The organism is Streptococcus sp. 27098_8_12 (genome assembly GCF_041432115.1).
Taxonomy (GTDB): Bacteria; Bacillota; Bacilli; order Lactobacillales; family Streptococcaceae; genus Streptococcus; species Streptococcus parasanguinis_V.
On sequence record NZ_JAPVZA010000006.1, the window covers coordinates 1 to 17,891 of the forward strand.

14 protein-coding genes are annotated in these 17,891 nt (G+C 41.9%); 10 read left to right on the forward strand and 4 right to left on the reverse strand.

The features are described from left to right. Positions 1 to 165: 165 nt before the first annotated feature. Together O3629_RS03335 and queA are read right to left on the reverse strand one after the other, a co-directional pair. Positions 166 to 636 (reverse strand): arginine repressor, encoded by a 471-nt coding sequence (locus tag O3629_RS03335; RefSeq protein ID WP_003006364.1) that lies wholly within the window; start codon positions 634 to 636, stop codon positions 166 to 168. Positions 637 to 647: 11 nt separating this feature from the next. Further along, entirely contained in the window at positions 648 to 1,676 is a 1,029-nt protein-coding gene (queA, locus tag O3629_RS03340) for a tRNA preQ1(34) S-adenosylmethionine ribosyltransferase-isomerase QueA (protein WP_003006367.1), read from the reverse strand. Positions 1,677 to 1,983: 307 nt separating this feature from the next. On the opposite strand from queA, the gene O3629_RS03345 reads away from it, so the two are divergent. The 10 genes from O3629_RS03345 to alaS all read left to right on the forward strand — a co-directional run bounded on the left by O3629_RS03345 (position 1,984) and on the right by alaS (position 14,236). Further along, positions 1,984 to 2,691, forward strand: coding sequence for a glucosamine-6-phosphate deaminase (locus O3629_RS03345; protein ID WP_049474301.1), 708 nt, complete (start codon positions 1,984 to 1,986; stop codon positions 2,689 to 2,691). Positions 2,692 to 2,879: 188 nt separating this feature from the next. Then, complete coding sequence (locus tag O3629_RS03350; RefSeq protein ID WP_371608717.1) at positions 2,880 to 4,226, forward strand: DUF1958 domain-containing protein; 1,347 nt, start codon at positions 2,880 to 2,882, stop codon at positions 4,224 to 4,226. 70 nt (positions 4,227 to 4,296) lie between these two features. Further along, positions 4,297 to 5,469, forward strand: a complete 1,173-nt coding sequence (locus O3629_RS03355; RefSeq protein WP_371608718.1) for an MFS transporter — start codon at positions 4,297 to 4,299, stop codon at positions 5,467 to 5,469. Positions 5,470 to 5,636: 167 nt separating this feature from the next. After that, positions 5,637 to 6,218, forward strand: coding sequence for a hypothetical protein (locus O3629_RS03360; RefSeq protein ID WP_371608719.1), 582 nt, complete (start codon positions 5,637 to 5,639; stop codon positions 6,216 to 6,218). 73 nt (positions 6,219 to 6,291) lie between these two features. After that, entirely contained in the window at positions 6,292 to 7,242 is a 951-nt protein-coding gene (locus O3629_RS03365) for a competence protein CoiA family protein (RefSeq protein WP_070660164.1), read from the forward strand. A gap of 72 nt (positions 7,243 to 7,314) precedes the next feature. Continuing rightward, positions 7,315 to 9,117 (forward strand): oligoendopeptidase F, encoded by a 1,803-nt coding sequence (pepF, locus tag O3629_RS03370; RefSeq protein WP_195189701.1) that lies wholly within the window; start codon positions 7,315 to 7,317, stop codon positions 9,115 to 9,117. A 1-nt stretch (position 9,118) separates the two neighbouring features. Then, positions 9,119 to 9,838, forward strand: coding sequence for an O-methyltransferase (locus tag O3629_RS03375; RefSeq protein WP_003006390.1), 720 nt, complete (start codon positions 9,119 to 9,121; stop codon positions 9,836 to 9,838). Between the two features lie 72 nt (positions 9,839 to 9,910). After that, positions 9,911 to 10,855, forward strand: a complete 945-nt coding sequence (prsA, locus tag O3629_RS03380) for a peptidylprolyl isomerase PrsA (RefSeq protein WP_371608720.1) — start codon at positions 9,911 to 9,913, stop codon at positions 10,853 to 10,855. 253 nt (positions 10,856 to 11,108) lie between these two features. Continuing rightward, positions 11,109 to 11,594: an LURP-one-related/scramblase family protein gene (locus tag O3629_RS03385; protein ID WP_049489091.1), complete on the forward strand. Its 486-nt coding sequence runs from the start codon at positions 11,109 to 11,111 to the stop codon at positions 11,592 to 11,594. A 23-nt stretch (positions 11,595 to 11,617) separates the two neighbouring features. Then, the gene (gene alaS / locus O3629_RS03390; RefSeq protein WP_061604708.1) at positions 11,618 to 14,236 is read left to right on the forward strand and encodes an alanine--tRNA ligase; all 2,619 of its coding nucleotides are present in this window, start codon (positions 11,618 to 11,620) and stop codon (positions 14,234 to 14,236) included. A 345-nt stretch (positions 14,237 to 14,581) separates the two neighbouring features. On the opposite strand, the gene nrdF is transcribed toward alaS, so the two are convergent. Continuing rightward, positions 14,582 to 15,541, reverse strand: coding sequence for a class 1b ribonucleoside-diphosphate reductase subunit beta (nrdF, locus tag O3629_RS03395; protein ID WP_003011591.1), 960 nt, complete (start codon positions 15,539 to 15,541; stop codon positions 14,582 to 14,584). A 113-nt stretch (positions 15,542 to 15,654) separates the two neighbouring features. Beyond that, positions 15,655 to 17,814, reverse strand: coding sequence for a class 1b ribonucleoside-diphosphate reductase subunit alpha (nrdE, locus tag O3629_RS03400; protein ID WP_371608721.1), 2,160 nt, complete (start codon positions 17,812 to 17,814; stop codon positions 15,655 to 15,657). Between the last annotated feature and the right edge of the window lie 77 nt (positions 17,815 to 17,891).

Genomic DNA, 17,891 nt, shown 5'->3' on the forward strand with positions numbered 1-17,891 from the left:
AAGTCCTAGCCTCTCAATTATTTTTGGATTGTCGAGCAAGACGCAGTGGTTGAGTGGGCTCTACTACGCTGATTTCATCAGCTTTTACAGCCCTACTCAACTGTGCGGAGGTGGGACGACGAAATCGAATTCTAACGAATTACCGATTTCTGTCCCACTCTCTTTTTATTTACTAAAGAAGAAGGGTGGGGTGAATTCTTTTAATTTTTCAAAGCAATCCAAAGCTCCTTGGTTGTCTTCGCAGATGACTAAACAGACATCGTCTCCACAGATGGTAGCTACAATTTCTTGGAGTTCCAGTGCATCTAAGATTGCTCCAAAGGATTGGGCCAGACCTGGAAGAGTTTTTACAACGACCTGGTTTTGAACCGGCCGCAACATGACTAAGGCATCTTCCATATACATCCGCAGGCGTTTTTCCCAACGGGAAGGAGCGATGGTGTTCATGGCATAGTAGGAACTATCCCCCTCGTTAATTTTTACCAGATTCAAGGATTTGACATCCCGTGAAAGGGTGGACTGGGTAACGAGAACACCATTGGCTTCTAAGGCTTCCTGGAGTTCTTGTTGGGTATGAATCCTACGCTCAGAAATGATCGAGCGGATCAAGCGATGGCGGCTTTCAATTTTATTCATGAGAGACTCCTTTACTTGATGAACATAGCATCCCCGAAACTGAAGAACCGGTAGCGTTCTTGAATCGCATGGTGGTAGGCTTCGAGGGTTAATTCACGGCCAGCAAAGGCAGAAACCAACATGACTAGAGTTGATTTTGGAAGGTGGAAGTTGGTTGAAAAGGCATCGACGACTTTCCATTCATAACCTGGTTTGATAAAGATATTGGTCCAGCCGGAATCGGCTTGGATGTCTCCATCAAATTTATTGCCAATCGTTTCAAGGGTTCGAATAGAAGTCGTTCCGACGGCCACGATGCGTTTTCCTGCAGCTTTTACCTGACGAAGGGTCGCAGCAGCTTCTTCAGAAAGTTGGTAGAATTCAGAGTGCATCTCATGGTCTTCAAGATTGTCCACGGATACTGGACGGAAGGTTCCTAGGCCTACATGAAGGGTCAAATAGACCAGGTGAACCCCTTTTGCTTCAATCTTTTGGAGCAATTCTTGGGTGAAATGAAGACCTGCCGTTGGAGCTGCAGCAGAACCATTTTCTTTGGCGTAAACAGTTTGGTAGCGCTCGCGGTCAGCAAGCTTTTCGTGAATATAGGGAGGAAGTGGCATTTCACCAAGGCTTTCCAAAACTTCTAAAAAGATCCCTTGGTAGTGGAAGCGAACGATGCGGCCTCCGTGCTCTAATTCTTCCTCAACGGTTGCGGTCAAACGACCATCTCCAAAGCTGACTGTAGCCCCTACCTTTAAGCGTTTTGCGGGTTTTGCCAAGACTTCCCAACAGTCATCTTGAGTATTTTTAAGGAGAAGGAATTCGACGTGACCACCTGTTTCTGGTTTGACTCCATGAAGACGGGCAGGTAGAACGCGCGTATTGTTCATGACAAGAGCATCTCCTGGCTCTAATTCATCCAAAATTGCATCAAAATGACGGTCTTGGAATTGCCCTGTTTTTCGATCAAGGATCAAGAGTTTAGAGGCATCGCGCTTTTCAAGAGGGGTTTGGGCAATCAGTTCTTCAGGCAAATCAAAGTCAAAGTCGTTGGTATTCATTTGCGCTCCTTTTATAATAAATTTGTGAGTAGATAGATGGTAGTCCCGACAGCTAAGAGCATCAGGCAGATTCCCATCAAAAAGATCAGGACCTTGAGAATCTTTCTTTGATGAATCAAGAAAGATAAGAGAAAGACAAGGAGTCCGATCAAAAAAATGATGAATAATAGTGATACAATCATACCTTTCATTATATCATGAATCGACTTGAAAATGAAAAAAATGCCAGAAAAAGATAACGGTTTCACTTGACAAAAATTGGTCTATACCATATAATAAAAGCATAGAGAAATAGGAGGTCTATCCAATGAACATTATTGAAGTAAAGGACCAAATTGAGGGTGGAAAAGTTGCCTTTGATATATTAAAAGAAACCTTAAAGGAAGGTGCGCAAACCTTAGGTCTTGCGACTGGAAGCAGTCCCCTTGAGTTTTATAAACAAATTCGTGAAAGTGATTTGGATTTGTCTAATCTAATCAGTGTGAACTTAGATGAATACGTAGGGTTGACGGGAGATGATCCTCAATCTTATCGGTATTTTATGGAGAAAAACCTCTTTGATGCCAAACCATTCAAAGAAAGTTATCTCCCATCAGGTGTAGAAGAATCTGCCGATCAGGAAGTGATCCGTTATAACAAAATACTCGAAGACCATCCAGTGGACCTACAAATCTTGGGAATCGGACGCAATGGGCATATCGGTTTTAATGAGCCAGGGACATCCTTTGATAGTCAGACCCACTTAGTTCAGTTGGATGACTCTACCATTGAGGCTAATTCTCGTTTCTTTGATAAGATCGAAGATGTACCAACCCAAGCCATTTCGATGGGAATTGCTAATATCTTAGCAGCGAAATCGATTGTCTTGTTTGCCTATGGGGAATCAAAAGCCCAAGCAATCAAAGGTACAGTAGAGGGTGAAAGGACAGAAAAAGTGCCAGCTAGTGCCCTTCAAGGACATCCAAATGTGACCATTATTGCGGATAAGGAAGCCTTGAGCTTGTTAAGTCGATAAAAAACAGGACCTATCGCCGATTTATTCGGGCCAGATAGGTTTTTTTCTGCTTCAAAATATGGTACAATACAAGTAATTATCTGCTGGGATTAGCTCTTTTCATCTACTGGGAGACAAGAGGAAAGGGCATGAGGGCTAGAAGCTTATTTTAGCCTCCAGCTGATTAGTCTGTTATAAAGGAAAAGTTTATGATAAAAAAATATTTGATCCATATTTGCCTCCTTCTGAGTCTCTTATGCCAGCCAATTCTAGCGAGTGCGGATGAATTGGTGGATATGGCGCAAAAGATGTATCCAAATGACAATGTCCAAGCCATTAACCGTCCACATTCTTCGCTTATTATTGACGGAAATACGGGCAATGTTCTTTGGAAAGACAATATCGATGAAGTCAGAGATCCTGCCAGCATGAGTAAGCTCATGACGCTCTATCTCTTGTTTGAAGATATGGCAAATGGCAAGATCAGTAAGGATACAGTGATCAAGGCGACCGCTTCAGACCAAGCGATCGGAAAGATCTATGAGATCTCCAACAATAATATTGTTGCTGGGGTAGACTACACAATTCCTGAGTTGATTACCATGACAGTGGTTCCATCCTCAAATGTATCGACCCTCATGTTGGCCAATCTTATGTCCAACAATGATCCAGATGCCTTTATCGAGCGCATGAATGCCAAGGCTAAGAAATTAGGGATGACCAACACGGTCTGGAATAACCCGAGTGGGGCGGCCATCTCCACCTTGCAAGGCTACTATCAGGTAAACAATTATCCAAATGATGCGGCCAACCAGACAACTGCGCGTGATTTAGGAATTCTGGTTTATCATTTTATTAATCAATACCCAGATATTTTAAACTATACCAATCAAGCACAAGTCACGGTCAAAAAAGGGACTCCATATGAGGAAACCTTTGATACCTACAATTATTCATTGCCAGGAGCCAAGTATGCCTTGAAAGGTGTGGATGGTTTGAAAACTGGTTCAAGCCCTCGTGGAGCTTTCAACTATATCGCGACCATCAAACGGGGCAATCAGCGCTTAATTGCTGTGATTATGGGGGTTGGAGATTGGGCAGACCAAGATGGGGAATATTACCGCCATCCGTTTGGCAATGCCTTGATCGAAAAAGCCTATAAAGATTTTGGCTATAAAAAATTGTTAGATGCAGGTGTCCAGAAGATTGACGGCAAGACCTATACACTTGAAAAACCCTTCTATGCAACGGTTAAAAAAGGGGCTAAAGAACCGACCCTTGCGGTAAAAGATGGCTATCTGACAGTAGATAATGATCTCTACACGTTGTCTGAAGGTATCCGAGATGATATGAAGGTGGAAGAAGGAGCCAAGCCAGAGCTTGTCAAAGAAACAGCAAGTGGGAAAAAGACAACGGCTAAGCACAGTAAATGGCTTTCGCTGGATCACTTCCTGATTTTGATTCCGATTCTCATTCTTGTCATCATTCTCTCGATTGAAAAACAAAGTCGTGAGAGACGCAAAAAAGAGGCTCAAAAGCGCTATAATAAAGAATAAAATAAAACCTAACTGATTGTCAGTTGGGTTTTGTCATTGTCTCATTCCGATATTTTTAGAAAGGATTCATATGAAAAAATTCCGAAATTCTTATGCAGCGTATATGCTGCTCTATAGTTTTTATTTTATGTCCACATCTCTCTTTACGACCCTTATTTCCGTCTATTTGATGGGAAAGCACTATAGTGCAACTCAAGTGTCGACCTTGGTATCGGTTGCCTTTTTCTTATCCATGGTAGCCCAACCCTTTTTTGGGTATATCAATGAGCGATTTGGAATCGTAAAAATGACGACTCTCAGTCTGAGTGTGATCATTGGTGGTGTCCTAGGTTTTCTTTTGGCCCCCAATCTCTTTTGGCTGACCGTTTTTTATGGGATTGTTCTAGTCTGTTTGAATGGGACAGCTCCCATGATGGAAGTATTTGCAACGCAAAGTCCATACGCTTTTGGGAAGATTCGCGTTTGGGGAACCATTGGCTACTCGGTCGGTGTTCAAATAGCCGGCTGGGTCTATCATCAGTTTAGCCCCCAAGCTGTCTATTATACGGTTTTGATCACCATTGTATTGAGTCTCTTCTGCCTAAGTGCGGTTCGAATGAAGAAAAAAGAGACAGTCGTAGAAAAGGAAAAACACCCTGTCTCTATTCGTCCTCTTCTTCACAATGGACCTTATCTCTTCTTTATCATTTTGATTGGCTTGGCTTCAGGTGTTGGAAATATTGGTCATACCTATATTCCTGAGCTACTCATGGATAGTGGTCTACCAGTCCATATTGCCTCTACGGTTGTAGCTATCTCCGTCGTAGTGGAAGCCCCCTTGATCTTTTTCTCTGATCGATTCATGGACCACTGGCCTTTACGGGTTTTGATCGCTCTTCCAATCGGAATTATTTTTGCTCAATATGCCGTCTATGCTCTTCCAAGTCCTGTCTTCTTAAAAGTGATAATGACTCTCTTAGCCAAGCATACAACAGGGATGGTTTTGATTATGGTCTCCTTACGGTTTATTGCCCAACAGGTGAATGGTAAAGACTTGGTTCTTGCCATGGCCATTGTCCAAGGAGCTCGTTATTTAGGAACCATTCTTTTACAACCTCTCGCAGCCCTCTGTATTGAAAGAGGTGGTTACCAAGTCATGAGTTTCTTTTTAGCAGGGGTTGTAGGGATCGTCTTTTTGCTGAGCTTTGCCTTAAAAATGCCCCAAGGGAAAGCTCACGGACTTTTTGGTGGCAAAGTAGACTAACGAAATTGTTACAATTGTATGACGAATCATCGAGGAGTTGGACAGAAACACTGATTTCACAGTGTTTTGTCCAACATTTTTGCTATTATTAAGAACTAGTGATTAATTTGACAGTCAAAGTATTCGATGGTAGAATGAGGTAAAATAAATATAAAGGAGACCATTTTATGAAAAAAATGATCTTATCGACAGCTGCTCTTTTGACGATTGTTTCCCTAGCTGCTTGTTCAAACAAACAAGACACAAAGAAGGAAACTTCAAATAGTCAATCAACTACTAAAGTGACGAGCAAATCTGACAACACTTCAAAAAGTAAGGATACTTCAACAGATTCAGAAGAGACTTCATCTTCTAAACTCTTAACAGATGCTGAAATCAGTAAAGCAAAAACTGTTGGGGACTTCAAAAAGTTGTTTGCAAAATTAATGGATCAATCTGTTTCACTTACCGAAGAAGCAGGTAAGTCTGTGACAGGTTCTGCAAAAGAGCAATACGATGCAACTGTTAGCGCCTTGAAGCAAGAATTGGAAAACCAAAAAGATATCTTTAATGAAGGCTTGGAAAGCATCGGTTCAGATAGCACAGTCGTTCCTAAAGAAGACCGTGAAGCTTTGATCGAAAGCTTGAAAGATGCTCGAGAAGAGTTGGAAAGTACTCGTAAAGAAATGAAAGATATGCAGAAAGAATTGAGTAAATCTCCTGTTGCAGATGACGACAGTGATGATTCAGATTCAGATTCTGAAGAATAAAAGGAAGAAAAGGTTGGAATTTCCAGCCTTTTTCTTATTTTTTTTCGAATGATATAGATGAGGAGGTGGGCCTATGTTTATTGCCATGGATAACAATCAAAAGCGGTGGAACTGTATGGAAGAGATCCCAGCTGTGACAGAAGGTCCCTTCTATTGCTTGGCTTGTCATAGTCCAGTGCGTCTAAAAAATGGCTCGGTTCTACGGGCTCATTTTGCTCATATAAAATTACAGCATTGTCCCTATCATCACGAAGCTGAGAGTTTTGAACATCTGGAATTAAAAGCTTGTCTTTATGATTGGGCCTCTAAGGAATCTCATACAGAGGTAGAAAGTTATTTAGCAGACTTTCAACAAATTGCCGATCTTTTGGTAGTAGACAAGAACTTAGCTTTGGAAGTGCAGTGCAGCTCCTTATCTTTAGAACGCTTGAAGGAGAGGAGCGATGCTTATCGATCCAACGGTTACCATGTCTATTGGTTACTTGGTAAAAAGTTGTGGCTCAAGGAAAGACTAACAAAGCTGCAGGCTGGCTTTCTTTATTTTAGTCAGAATCGAGGGTTCCATCTTTGGGAATTGGATCTGACAAAGAAAGAGCTACGTCTACAATACCTCATCCATGAGGATTTACGAGGGCGATTGCATTATCAAACAGAAATTTTCCCTTTTGGCCAAAGGTCTTTACTGGAAGTCTTACGGACCCCTTATCTTTCGCAACCCATGCAGCAAATGGCAGTCGAGCTCGATCGTACATTTTTAACGTATATACAGCAGCAACTCTTTTATCGTCATCCAAAGTGGCTGAAGCTTCAGGAAGAACTCTATATGCAGGGACACCATCTGATGGAACTGGGGCTGGATTTCTTTTATCCTCTTTGTCGTCCGATCCTTTCACAGAACTTGCTCCAAATTAAAGAGGATGTAGAAGGTTACTACCAGCAATTTATGACCTATTATCAGTCGCAAGGGATCCAACCCGTTCAGATCCTTTATCCCCCACGTTTTTATGCTCAACAGAAAAGCTAACTTTCTAAGATAGAAATCCTCCCGAAATGTTCATTTTTATGCTAAAATAGTACCATTGGAGGATTAATCGAAATGGTAAAACAACGTAATGAAATTGATGAAAAATACCAATGGGATTTGTCGACAATTTTTGCGACAGATCAAGCTTGGGAAGAAGAAGCAGCAAGCTTAGCTGCAGATATTAAAGCAGCAAGCCACTATGCTGGTCATTTGTTGGATTCAGCGCAAACACTGTTGGATACAACCAATGCATATTTGGAATTGAGCCGTCGTTTAGAAAAGGTCTACGTCTATGCTCATATGAAAAATGACCAAGACACACGAGTGGCTAAATACCAAGAGTACCAATCAAAAGGGATGTCTCTTTATAGCTTGTTAGGTGAAACCTTTGCCTTCTATGAGCCTGAATTCATGGCCATTACGGATGAGCAATACAAGGCCTTTGTGAGTGAAGTTCCAGCCTTGGAACAATATGGTCATTATTTTGATCGTTTGCTAGAGAAAAAAGAACATGTCTTGTCTCAAAAAGAAGAGGAATTACTTGCAGGAGCTGGTGAGATCTTTGCGGCAGGTGGTGAAACTTTTGAAATCTTGGACAATGCAGATATTGTTTTCCCAACTGTACATGATGACAAGGGCGAAGAAGTTCAATTAACCCATGGAAACTATATTTCTTTGGTAGAATCAAAAGATCGTGCCGTTCGTAAAGAAGCTTACGAAGGCCTCTACAAGGTTTATGAACAGTACCAACATACCTATGCTAAAACCTTGCAAACCAATGTGAAAGTTCACAACTTCAATGCCAAAGTTCGCAAATTCTCATCTGCCCGTGAAGCGGCCCTTTCTGAAAACTTTGTACCAGAAAGTGTTTATGATAGCTTGGTAGCAGCTGTGAACAAACATTTGCCACTCTTGCAACGCTATGTACAATTGCGTTCAAAAATTCTTGGAATTTCAGACTTGAAGATGTACGATATGTATACGCCATTATCCGATACAGACTACAAGTTTACCTATGAAGAATCATTGGCCAAAGCAGAAGAAGTCTTGGCTGTTTTGGGTGAGGACTACCTTTCTCGTGTAAAACGAGCCTTCAGCGAACGGTGGATTGATGTGCATGTCAACCAAGGAAAACGCTCAGGTGCTTATTCAGGTGGTTCTTATGATACCAATGCCTTCATGTTGTTGAACTGGCAAGATACATTGGATAATCTCTTCACCCTGGTGCATGAAACTGGTCACAGTATGCATTCTAGCTATACCCGTGAAACCCAGCCTTATGTCTATGGGGACTATTCCATCTTCCTTGCTGAAATCGCCTCTACAACCAATGAGAATATCCTGACCGAACGTCTGTTAGGAGAAGTAGAAGACGATGCAACTCGCTTTGCTATTTTGAATCACTTCTTGGATGGCTTCCGTGGAACCGTCTTCCGTCAAACGCAGTTTGCTGAATTTGAGCATGCCATCCATAAAGCAGACCAAGAAGGTACCGTTTTGACTAGTGAGTTCTTAAACAACCTCTATGCAGAGCTCAATGAAAAATACTATGGTCTTTCAAAAGAAGACAACCCTGAGATCCAATATGAATGGGCTCGGATTCCTCACTTCTACTATAACTACTATGTCTTCCAATATTCAACAGGTTTTGCAGCAGCTTCAGCCTTAGCTGAAAAGATTGTTCATGGAACACAAGAAGATCGTGATAAATATATCGACTACTTGAAAGCTGGAAATTCTGATTATCCACTCAATGTCATCCGCAAAGCAGGTGTGGATATGGAAAAAGAAGACTACTTGGACGCAGCCTTTGCGGTCTTTGAACGTCGGTTGAATGAATTTGAAGCCCTAGTAGAAAAATTAGGACTCGCATAAGATGGTAGAGTCTTATAGTAAAAATGCCAACCACAATATGCGCCGGCCAGTGGTTAAAGACGAGATCGTTGACTTTATGCGCACGCGTCAAAAACCGGTAGCAGGTGCCTTGGAGGAGTTAGAAGCATTCGCCCGCAAGGAAAATATTCCGATTATTCCGCATGAAACGGTAGCTTACTTTAGACTACTCCTGCAAGCCCTACAACCAAAGAAAATTCTGGAAATTGGGACAGCAATTGGATTTTCAGCGCTCTTAATGGCCGAAAATGCTCCCGATGCACAAATTACCACTATTGATCGGAATGAAGAGATGATTGGCTTTGCCAAGGAAAATCTGGCTAAATACGATCAGAGAAAACAAATCACCTTGCTTGAAGGAGATGCAGTAGATGTCTTGCAGGATTTAACAGAGACCTATGACTTTGTCTTTATGGACTCTGCTAAGTCTAAGTACATCGTCTTTTTGCCACGAATTCTCGAACTCTTAGAGGTTGGGGGAGTCGTGGTATTGGATGATATTTTCCAAGGAGGAGATGTTGCTAAGGACATCATGGAAGTGCGTCGTGGGCAACGAACCATTTACCGGGGGCTTCAGAACCTCTTTCATGCGACTCTCAATCATCCAGATTTGACCGCTAGTTTGGTGCCACTTGGAGATGGTATTTTGATGATTCGGAAAAATGCAGAGACGGTAACCTTGCCAGATCCTAGCTCTTTTTAGGTAAATTTAAGGTATTCTCTCTAATTTGTGGTAAAATAGAAGAAGTTTAAAAAGGAACGGAGAATAATTTTCATGAAGAAAAAACTTGTAGCAGGTGCTGTGACCTTGCTATCAGTCGTAACACTAGCAGCGTGTGCCAATGGCACAAACAAAGATATCGTGACCATGAAAGGGGACACGATTACAGTTTCTGATTTCTATAATGAAATCAAAAACAACCAAGGTGCTCAACAAGTTCTTTTCCAAATGACCATCAATAAAGTCTTTGAAAAAGAATATGGATCAAAAGTTTCTGATAAAGAAGTCGATAAAGAATTGGCTAAACAAAAGAAACAATTAGGCAAGCAATTCGATGCTTACTTGGCGCAACAAGGCTTGACGGAAGAAACAGCGAAGAAACAAATCCGTAGCAATATGTTGTTGGAATATGCAGTCAACCAAGCTGCTAAGAAAGATATCAAAGAGTCTGACTACAAGGCGGCTTTTGAATCTTACACACCAGAAGTAACAGCACAAATTATCAAGTTGGATTCAGAAGATAAAGCAAAAGAAGTGTTGGAAGCAGCTAAAGCAGAAGGTGCAGACTTTGCCCAAATCGCCAAAGACAATTCAACAGATACTGCTACAAAAGACAAAGGTGGTGAAGTCAAGTTCGATTCAGGAACAGCAGATATCCCATCTCAAGTCAAAGAAGCTGCCTTTAAGTTGGATGAAAATGGGATTTCAGATGTGATCACAGTTTCAGCCGGTCAAAACTATTCTGCGAGCTACTATATTGTCAAATTGAATAAGAAGACAGAAAAAGGTTCTGACTGGAAGAAATACGAAAAACGTTTGAAAGAGATCATTGTTGACGGTCGTAAGCAAGATACCAATTTCATCCGTAGCGTTATTGCAAAAGCGATGACCAATGCCAATATCAAGGTCAAAGATGATGCTTTCAAATCAACATTTAACCAATATTTGCAAAATATCGGTGTTGAAACAAGTGATAGTAGCTCATCATCTAAAAAATAGTTGACGGTTCCTTTTGGAACTTGTATAATGAAATAGTTGAGAATGAATCATTGTTACTCGGAATCAGAGAAGTGGCGGGGGTGCGAGCCATGGAAGAGAAATGATTTTGCTACTCAGCTGAGACAATTGCATATGAAAATAAGAATGACAAGTTCATTGAATGAAGGTGGTACCGCGGTTTTTCGCCCTTCGTTTAGTGGCTTGTCTTTTGTTTATGGGCAGTTGTCTGGAGCTTTTTAAAGGAGATCAAAAGATGCGGACCTATCAAGTGAAACAAAAATTTCGATTGGGTGGCGAGCGGTTCGATATCAAAGATGAGTTGGGTAATGTTGAATACCAGGTTGAAGGATCCTTTCTTAAGATTCCCAAGACTTTTACCATCTATGATAAGAATGGACAAGAAGTGAGCCACATTACTAAAAAACCAATCAGCCTTCTTCCTAAGTTTGTGGTTGAGTTGAAGGATGGGGACCGCTTTTTTATCCATAAAAAGCTGACGCTCTTCAGGGATAAATACGATATCGAAGATTTGGGACTGCGGGTACAAGGAAATATCTGGGACCTAGAATTCAAATTATTCGATGATCGGGATCAAATCGTCGCTGAGATTAGCAAGGAACTCTTTCATCTAACCTCTACCTACCAAGTATCGGTGTATGAGGATGAATACGCTGATTTAGTCATCTCACTTTGTGTCGCTATCGATTATGTCGAAATGTTAGAAGCTGGCGCAAATTAAGCTTAAAAAATTAGGAGACAAATATGAAACAATTATCTAGTGCACAAGTCCGTCAAATGTGGCTTGATTTCTGGGCAAGCAAAGGCCACTCTGTAGAACCATCTGTTAGCTTGGTTCCTGTAAACGACCCAACGCTTTTATGGATCAACTCAGGGGTTGCCACTCTTAAGAAATACTTCGATGGAACCATCAAACCTGAAAATCCACGGATTACCAATGCTCAAAAAGCTATCCGTACCAACGATATCGAAAACGTAGGGAAGACTGCTCGTCACCATACCATGTTTGAAATGTTGGGGAACTTCTCTATCGGAGATTACTTCCGTGATGAAGCCATTACGTGGGCTTATGAGCTTTTGACAAGTCCGGAATGGTTTGACTTCCCCAAAGACAAACTTTACATGACCTATTACCCTGACGACAAGGATTCATACAACCGTTGGATTGCTGTTGGTGTGGATCCAAGTCACTTGATTCCAATCGAAGACAACTTCTGGGAAATCGGTGCGGGACCTTCTGGACCAGATACAGAAATCTTCTTTGACCGTGGAGAAGCCTTTGACCCTGAAAATATCGGTCTTCGTCTGCTTGCAGAAGATATCGAAAACGACCGTTACATCGAAATTTGGAACATTGTCTTGTCACAATTTAACGCTGACCCTGCTGTTCCTCGTAGCGAATACAAGGAATTGCCACACAAGAACATTGATACGGGCGCAGGTTTGGAACGTTTGGTAGCTGTCATTCAAGGAGCGAAGACCAACTTTGAAACAGACCTCTTCATGCCAATCATCCGTGAAGTAGAAAAGATGTCTGGTAAAACCTATGATCCAGATGGCGATAACATGAGCTTCAAGGTGATTGCTGACCACATTCGTTCGCTTTCATTTGCGATTGGAGATGGAGCTCTTCCTGGTAATGAAGGACGCGGCTACGTTCTTCGTCGTCTCCTCCGTCGTGCTTCCATGCATGGTCAAAAATTGGGGATTGAAGGAACCTTCTTGTATAAATTGGTTCCAACTGTTGGGAAGATCATGGAAAGCTACTACCCAGAAGTACTTGAAAAACAAGACTTTATCGAAAAAATCATCAAGAGTGAAGAAGAGTCATTTGCTCGTACTTTGAATTCTGGTCAACACTTTGCCCAAACCATCGTTGAAGACTTGAAATCCAAAGGTCAAACAGTGATTGCTGGTCAAGATGTCTTTAAACTTTATGATACATACGGATTCCCAGTAGAATTGACAGAAGAAATCGCTGAAGAAGCTGGAATGACAGTCGATCGTGACGGTTTTGAAGTAGCTATGAAGGAACAACAAGAACGGGCGCGTGCATCTGCTGTCAAAGGTGGATCCATGGGGATGCAAAATGAAACCCTTCAAAACATTACAGTTGAAAGTAGCTTCAACTACAATGCCAGCCAATTGCCTTCTAAGTTGGTGGCTATCGTAGCGGACAATGCAGAAGTAGAAGCTGTATCTGAAGGGACTGCATCACTGATCTTTGCAGAAACTCCATTCTACGCTGAAATGGGTGGACAAGTTGCGGACCATGGTCAAATCTTGGATGCTGCAGGAAATGTCGTTGCTACAGTAAAAGATGTTCAAAAAGCACCAAATGGACAACCACTTCATACTGTTGAAGTTCTTGCCCCTCTTGCCTTGAACCAAGAATACACCTTGGCTATTGATACCAATCGTCGTCATCGTGTCATGAAGAACCACACAGCCACTCACTTGCTCCATGCGGCTCTTCACAATATCCTTGGTAACCACGCAACCCAAGCAGGATCTCTCAACGAGGTAGAATTCCTTCGCTTTGACTTCACTCACTTCCAAGCCGTAACTCCTGAAGAATTGCGCGCTATTGAACAACAAGTCAATGAAAAGATTTGGGAAGCGATCGCAGTCGAAACGATTGAAACAGATATTGATACTGCTAAAGAAATGGGAGCCATGGCCCTCTTTGGTGAAAAATACGGTAAAGAAGTCCGTGTTGTCACTATCGGTGATTACTCTGTTGAGCTTTGTGGTGGTACTCACGTAGGCAACACTTCTGAAATTGGTCTCTTCAAGATTGTCAAAGAAGAAGGGATCGGATCAGGAACTCGTCGTATCTTGGCAGTGACTGGTAAGGAAGCCTTCGAAGCTTACCGTGAACAAGAAGATGCTCTGAAAGCAGTCGCAGCAACCTTGAAAGCACCTCAACTTAAGAAAGTCCCTCACAAGGTGGAAGGCCTTCAAGAACAACTCCGTCAATTGCAAAAAGAAAATGCAGAATTGAAGGAAAAAGCAGCAGCAGCGGCAGCAGGTGATGTCTTCAAGAATGTTCAAGAAGCAAACGGACACCGTTACATTGCCAGCCAAGTTTCTGTATCAGATGCAGGTGCCCTTCGTACATTTGCCGATAACTGGAAACAAAAAGACTACTCTGATGTGCTTGTTCTTGTTGCAGCCATCGGTGACAAGGTGAACGTCCTTGTAGCCAGCAAGACAAAAGAAGTGCATGCAGGTAATGTGATCAAAGAATTGGCTCCAATCGTCGATGGACGTGGTGGTGGTAAACCAGACATGGCCATGGCAGGAGGAAGCAACCAAGCGAAAATCCAAGAATTGTTGGATGCCGTAGCAGGTAAATTGTAAGAAAGAATAGAAATACCTTAGGGTAAGTATCAGATTGAATTTAAAAGACTACTGATAAAATTTCCTTAGGTGAGTACGGACGTCAGCGAACTTCTACGAAGTTCCATGACTAATTCTTGAGACTAAGGTCTCAAGAATTCCGAGTGCCTGAGACTATTAAGTCTCAGGCACTTTTCTCACGGCGGAAATTTCCAGTATCTATTTGAATGTTTCTGAAAATTAGATGTCAATTATATTTTTTCAGGAATACTTTAATTCTTATTTTTACGGTCTTTACAAGTCCTAAGCGATCATTCTCAAAAAATATCTACAAAAAAACCTTTCCGTCTGGAAAGGTTTTTCTTCTTATAGTCCGTAATTGTAATCGTCATCCTGCATGGCTTCTACTTCACCGAGAAGATAACCATTTCCGACTTGAGAGAAGAAGTCGTGGTTGGATGTACCGGTTGAGATTCCGTTCATGACGATTGGGTTGACATCATCTGCTGAGTCTGGGAAAAGTGGATCTTGTCCCAAGTTCATGAGGGCTTTATTAGCATTGTAGCGAAGGAAGGTCTTGACTTCCTCTGTCCAGCCCACACCGTCATAGAGGCTCTCTGTGTAGCCTTCTTCGTTTTCATAGAGGGTGTAGAGCAGATCATACATCCACTCTTTGAGTTTCTCTTGTTCTTCTTCTGGTAATTCATTAAAACCAAGTTGGAACTTGTAGCCGATATAGGTTCCGTGAACAGATTCGTCCCGAATGATCAACTTGATGATTTCAGCTACGTTGGCCAATTTGTTGTTTCCCAGATAGTAGAGAGGTGTGAAGAAACCAGAGTAGAAGAGGAAGGTTTCAAGGAAGACGCTGGCAACTTTCTTTTCAAGGGGAGTCCCATTGAGGTAGATTTCGTTGATGATTTCTGCCTTCTTTTGAAGGAAAGGATTGGTGTTTGTCCATTCGAAAATCTCTTCGATTTCTGACTTGGTATTCAAAGTAGAAAAGATAGAAGAGTAAGACTTAGCATGGACTGATTCCATGAATTGGATGTTGTTAAAGACAGCTTCTTCATGGGGAGTACGAATATCCGCACGAAGGGCTTGAACACCTGTTTCAGATTGCATGGTATCTAGAAGAGTTAATCCCCCAAAGACTTTACCAACTAGGTCTTTTTCTTTATTAGATAACTTTCTCCAGTCATCCAAGTCGTTTGACAAAGGGATACGTGTATCCAACCAGAATTGCTCTGTCAGTTTTTCCCAGGTCGATTTATCGATGACATCTTCGATCGCATTCCAGTTAATGGCTTTGTAGTATGTTTCCATTTGCATCACTTTCTTTTTCTATTCATTCAATCGTTACTATTCTACCATAAATTGATAGAATACCGCACAAAAAGTCGGCGAACCGACTTTTGATAGCTATCTAGGATAGCGGATTAGATGACACAGCTTTCACATTGGTTGGCGCCAACTTCTCCACCATCATCTGTAAAGGTACGAACGTAGTAGATAGACTTGATACCCTTGTTAAAGGCGTAGTTCCGAAGGATAGACAAGTCACGAGTGGTTTGTTTGTTTTCTGTTTTCCATTCGTAGAGCCCTTTTGGAATGTCGCTACGCATAAAGAGGGTCAGTGAAAGACCTTGATCTACATGCTCAGTTGCAGCAGCATAGACATCGATGACTTTTCGCATATCCATGTCGTAGGCAGAAGTGTAGTAAGGGATGGTTGCAGTTGATAAACCAGCTGCAGGGTAGTAGATCTTCCCGATTTTCTTTTCTTGGCGTTCTTCAATCCGTTGTGTAATTGGGTGGATAGAAGCAGAGACGTCATTGATGTAGCTGATAGATCCATTTGGTGCGACAGCCAAGCGGTTTTGGTGGTAAAGACCATCTGCTTGAACTTTAGCACGCAGTTCTGCCCAATCCTCTGCACTTGGGATGAAGATATCTTTAAAGAGTTCTTTGACGCGATCAGATTTTGGTACAAATTCTCCAGTCGTGTACTTATCAAAGTAAGTACCGTTGGCATAGTCAGATTTTTCAAAATTGTGGAAGGTAACGCCACGTTCACGCGCGATGTTGTTTGATTCTACGAGAGTCCAGTAGTTCATGAGCATGAAGTAGATACTTGTGAACTCAACAGACTCAGGTGATCCGTATTCAATCAATTGTTGCGCAAGGTAGCTGTGAAGTCCCATAGCTCCAAGTCCGAACGAATGCGCCAGTTTATTCCCGTGGTCAATTGTTGGAACGGCCACGATATGAGAACTATCGGTAACGAAGGTCAAGGCACGGACCATGGCACGAATCGAACGTCCAAAATCAGGTGAAGTCATCATGTTAACCACGTTGGTTGAACCAAGGTTACATGAGACGTCTGTCCCCATTTTAATGAATTCTTGAGCATCGTTGATCAAGCTTGGCTCTTGAACCTGGAGGATCTCTGAACACAAGTTACTCATGATGATTTTGCCATCAACAGGGTTTGCCCGGTTAGCAGTATCGATGTTAACTACATATGGGTAACCAGATTCTTGTTGCAATTTAGAAATTTCAGTTTCCAAATCACGTGCCTTAATTTTTGTCTTGCGGATATTTGGATTAGCAACCAACTCATCGTATTTTTCAGTGATGTCGATGTAGTTAAATGGTACTCCGTATTCACGCTCTACAGAGTAAGGGCTGAAGAGGTACATTTCTTCATTCTTACGCGCTAACTCATAGAACTTGTCTGGTACGACTACCCCAAGTGAGAGAGTCTTAACCCGAACTTTTTCATCAGCATTTTCTTTCTTAGTAGACAGGAAGGCGATGATGTCTGGGTGGAAGACGTTGAGGTAAACAACCCCAGCCCCTTGCCGTTGACCCAATTGGTTAGAGTAAGAGAAGCTATCTTCAAAGAGTTTCATAACAGGAACGACCCCAGAAGCGGCTCCTTCATACCCTTTGATCGGTGCTCCGGCTTCACGAAGGTTGCTGAGAGAAATCCCAACCCCACCACCGATACGTGAAAGTTGAAGGGCAGAGTTGATGGAACGTCCGATCGCATTCATATCATCGGTTACCTGGATCAAGAAACATGAAACCAATTCTCCACGGCGGGCACGACCAGCGTTTAAGAAAGAAGGAGTAGCTGGTTGGTAGCGTTGGTGGATAATTTCGTTTGCGATGTCTCGCGCGATAGCTTCATTTCCATCTGCAAAATAGAGAGCATTGAAGAAGACACGGTCTTCCATGCTTTCAAGATAGTATTCTCCATCATTTGTTTTCAGAGCATATTGGTTATAGAATTTATAGGCCGCCATGAAGGACTTGAATTGGAAGTTTTGGTCTTTGATAAATTGGGCCAATTCCTCTAAAAATTCAGGACGGTATTTCTCGATAAATGCTCTCTCAATGTAATTGTGCTCGAGAAGGTACTGAATCTTGTCTGTAATCGAGTCAAAGGTTTTAGTATTTGGTACAACATTTTCTTTAAAGAAAGCATCCAAAGCTTCTTTATCCTTATGAAGCATGATTTGGCCGTTTACTGGACGGTTGATTTCATTATTAAGACGAAAATACGTCACATCTTCAAGAGATTTTAATCCCATAATAATCCTTTTCTAGTTCAAAAAAATGAAGAGGAGAAGTCCTCTCTTTACAAGTAAAAAGTCTAGTGTTAGGTTGC

Excerpts from the sequence above, each read along its gene's own strand:
- O3629_RS03335 (WP_003006364.1), bottom strand. The coding sequence starts at position 636 with ATGAATAAAATTGAAAGCCGCCATCGCTTGATCCGCTCGATCATTTCT.
- queA (WP_003006367.1), bottom strand. The coding sequence starts at position 1,676 with ATGAATACCAACGACTTTGACTTTGATTTGCCTGAAGAACTGATTGCC.
- O3629_RS03345 (WP_049474301.1), top strand. The coding sequence starts at position 1,984 with ATGAACATTATTGAAGTAAAGGACCAAATTGAGGGTGGAAAAGTTGCC.
- O3629_RS03350 (WP_371608717.1), top strand. The coding sequence starts at position 2,880 with ATGATAAAAAAATATTTGATCCATATTTGCCTCCTTCTGAGTCTCTTA.
- O3629_RS03355 (WP_371608718.1), top strand. The coding sequence starts at position 4,297 with ATGAAAAAATTCCGAAATTCTTATGCAGCGTATATGCTGCTCTATAGT.
- O3629_RS03360 (WP_371608719.1), top strand. The coding sequence starts at position 5,637 with ATGAAAAAAATGATCTTATCGACAGCTGCTCTTTTGACGATTGTTTCC.
- O3629_RS03365 (WP_070660164.1), top strand. The coding sequence starts at position 6,292 with ATGTTTATTGCCATGGATAACAATCAAAAGCGGTGGAACTGTATGGAA.
- pepF (WP_195189701.1), top strand. The coding sequence starts at position 7,315 with ATGGTAAAACAACGTAATGAAATTGATGAAAAATACCAATGGGATTTG.
- O3629_RS03375 (WP_003006390.1), top strand. The coding sequence starts at position 9,119 with ATGGTAGAGTCTTATAGTAAAAATGCCAACCACAATATGCGCCGGCCA.
- prsA (WP_371608720.1), top strand. The coding sequence starts at position 9,911 with ATGAAGAAAAAACTTGTAGCAGGTGCTGTGACCTTGCTATCAGTCGTA.
- O3629_RS03385 (WP_049489091.1), top strand. The coding sequence starts at position 11,109 with ATGCGGACCTATCAAGTGAAACAAAAATTTCGATTGGGTGGCGAGCGG.
- alaS (WP_061604708.1), top strand. The coding sequence starts at position 11,618 with ATGAAACAATTATCTAGTGCACAAGTCCGTCAAATGTGGCTTGATTTC.
- nrdF (WP_003011591.1), bottom strand. The coding sequence starts at position 15,541 with ATGGAAACATACTACAAAGCCATTAACTGGAATGCGATCGAAGATGTC.
- nrdE (WP_371608721.1), bottom strand. The coding sequence starts at position 17,814 with ATGGGATTAAAATCTCTTGAAGATGTGACGTATTTTCGTCTTAATAAT.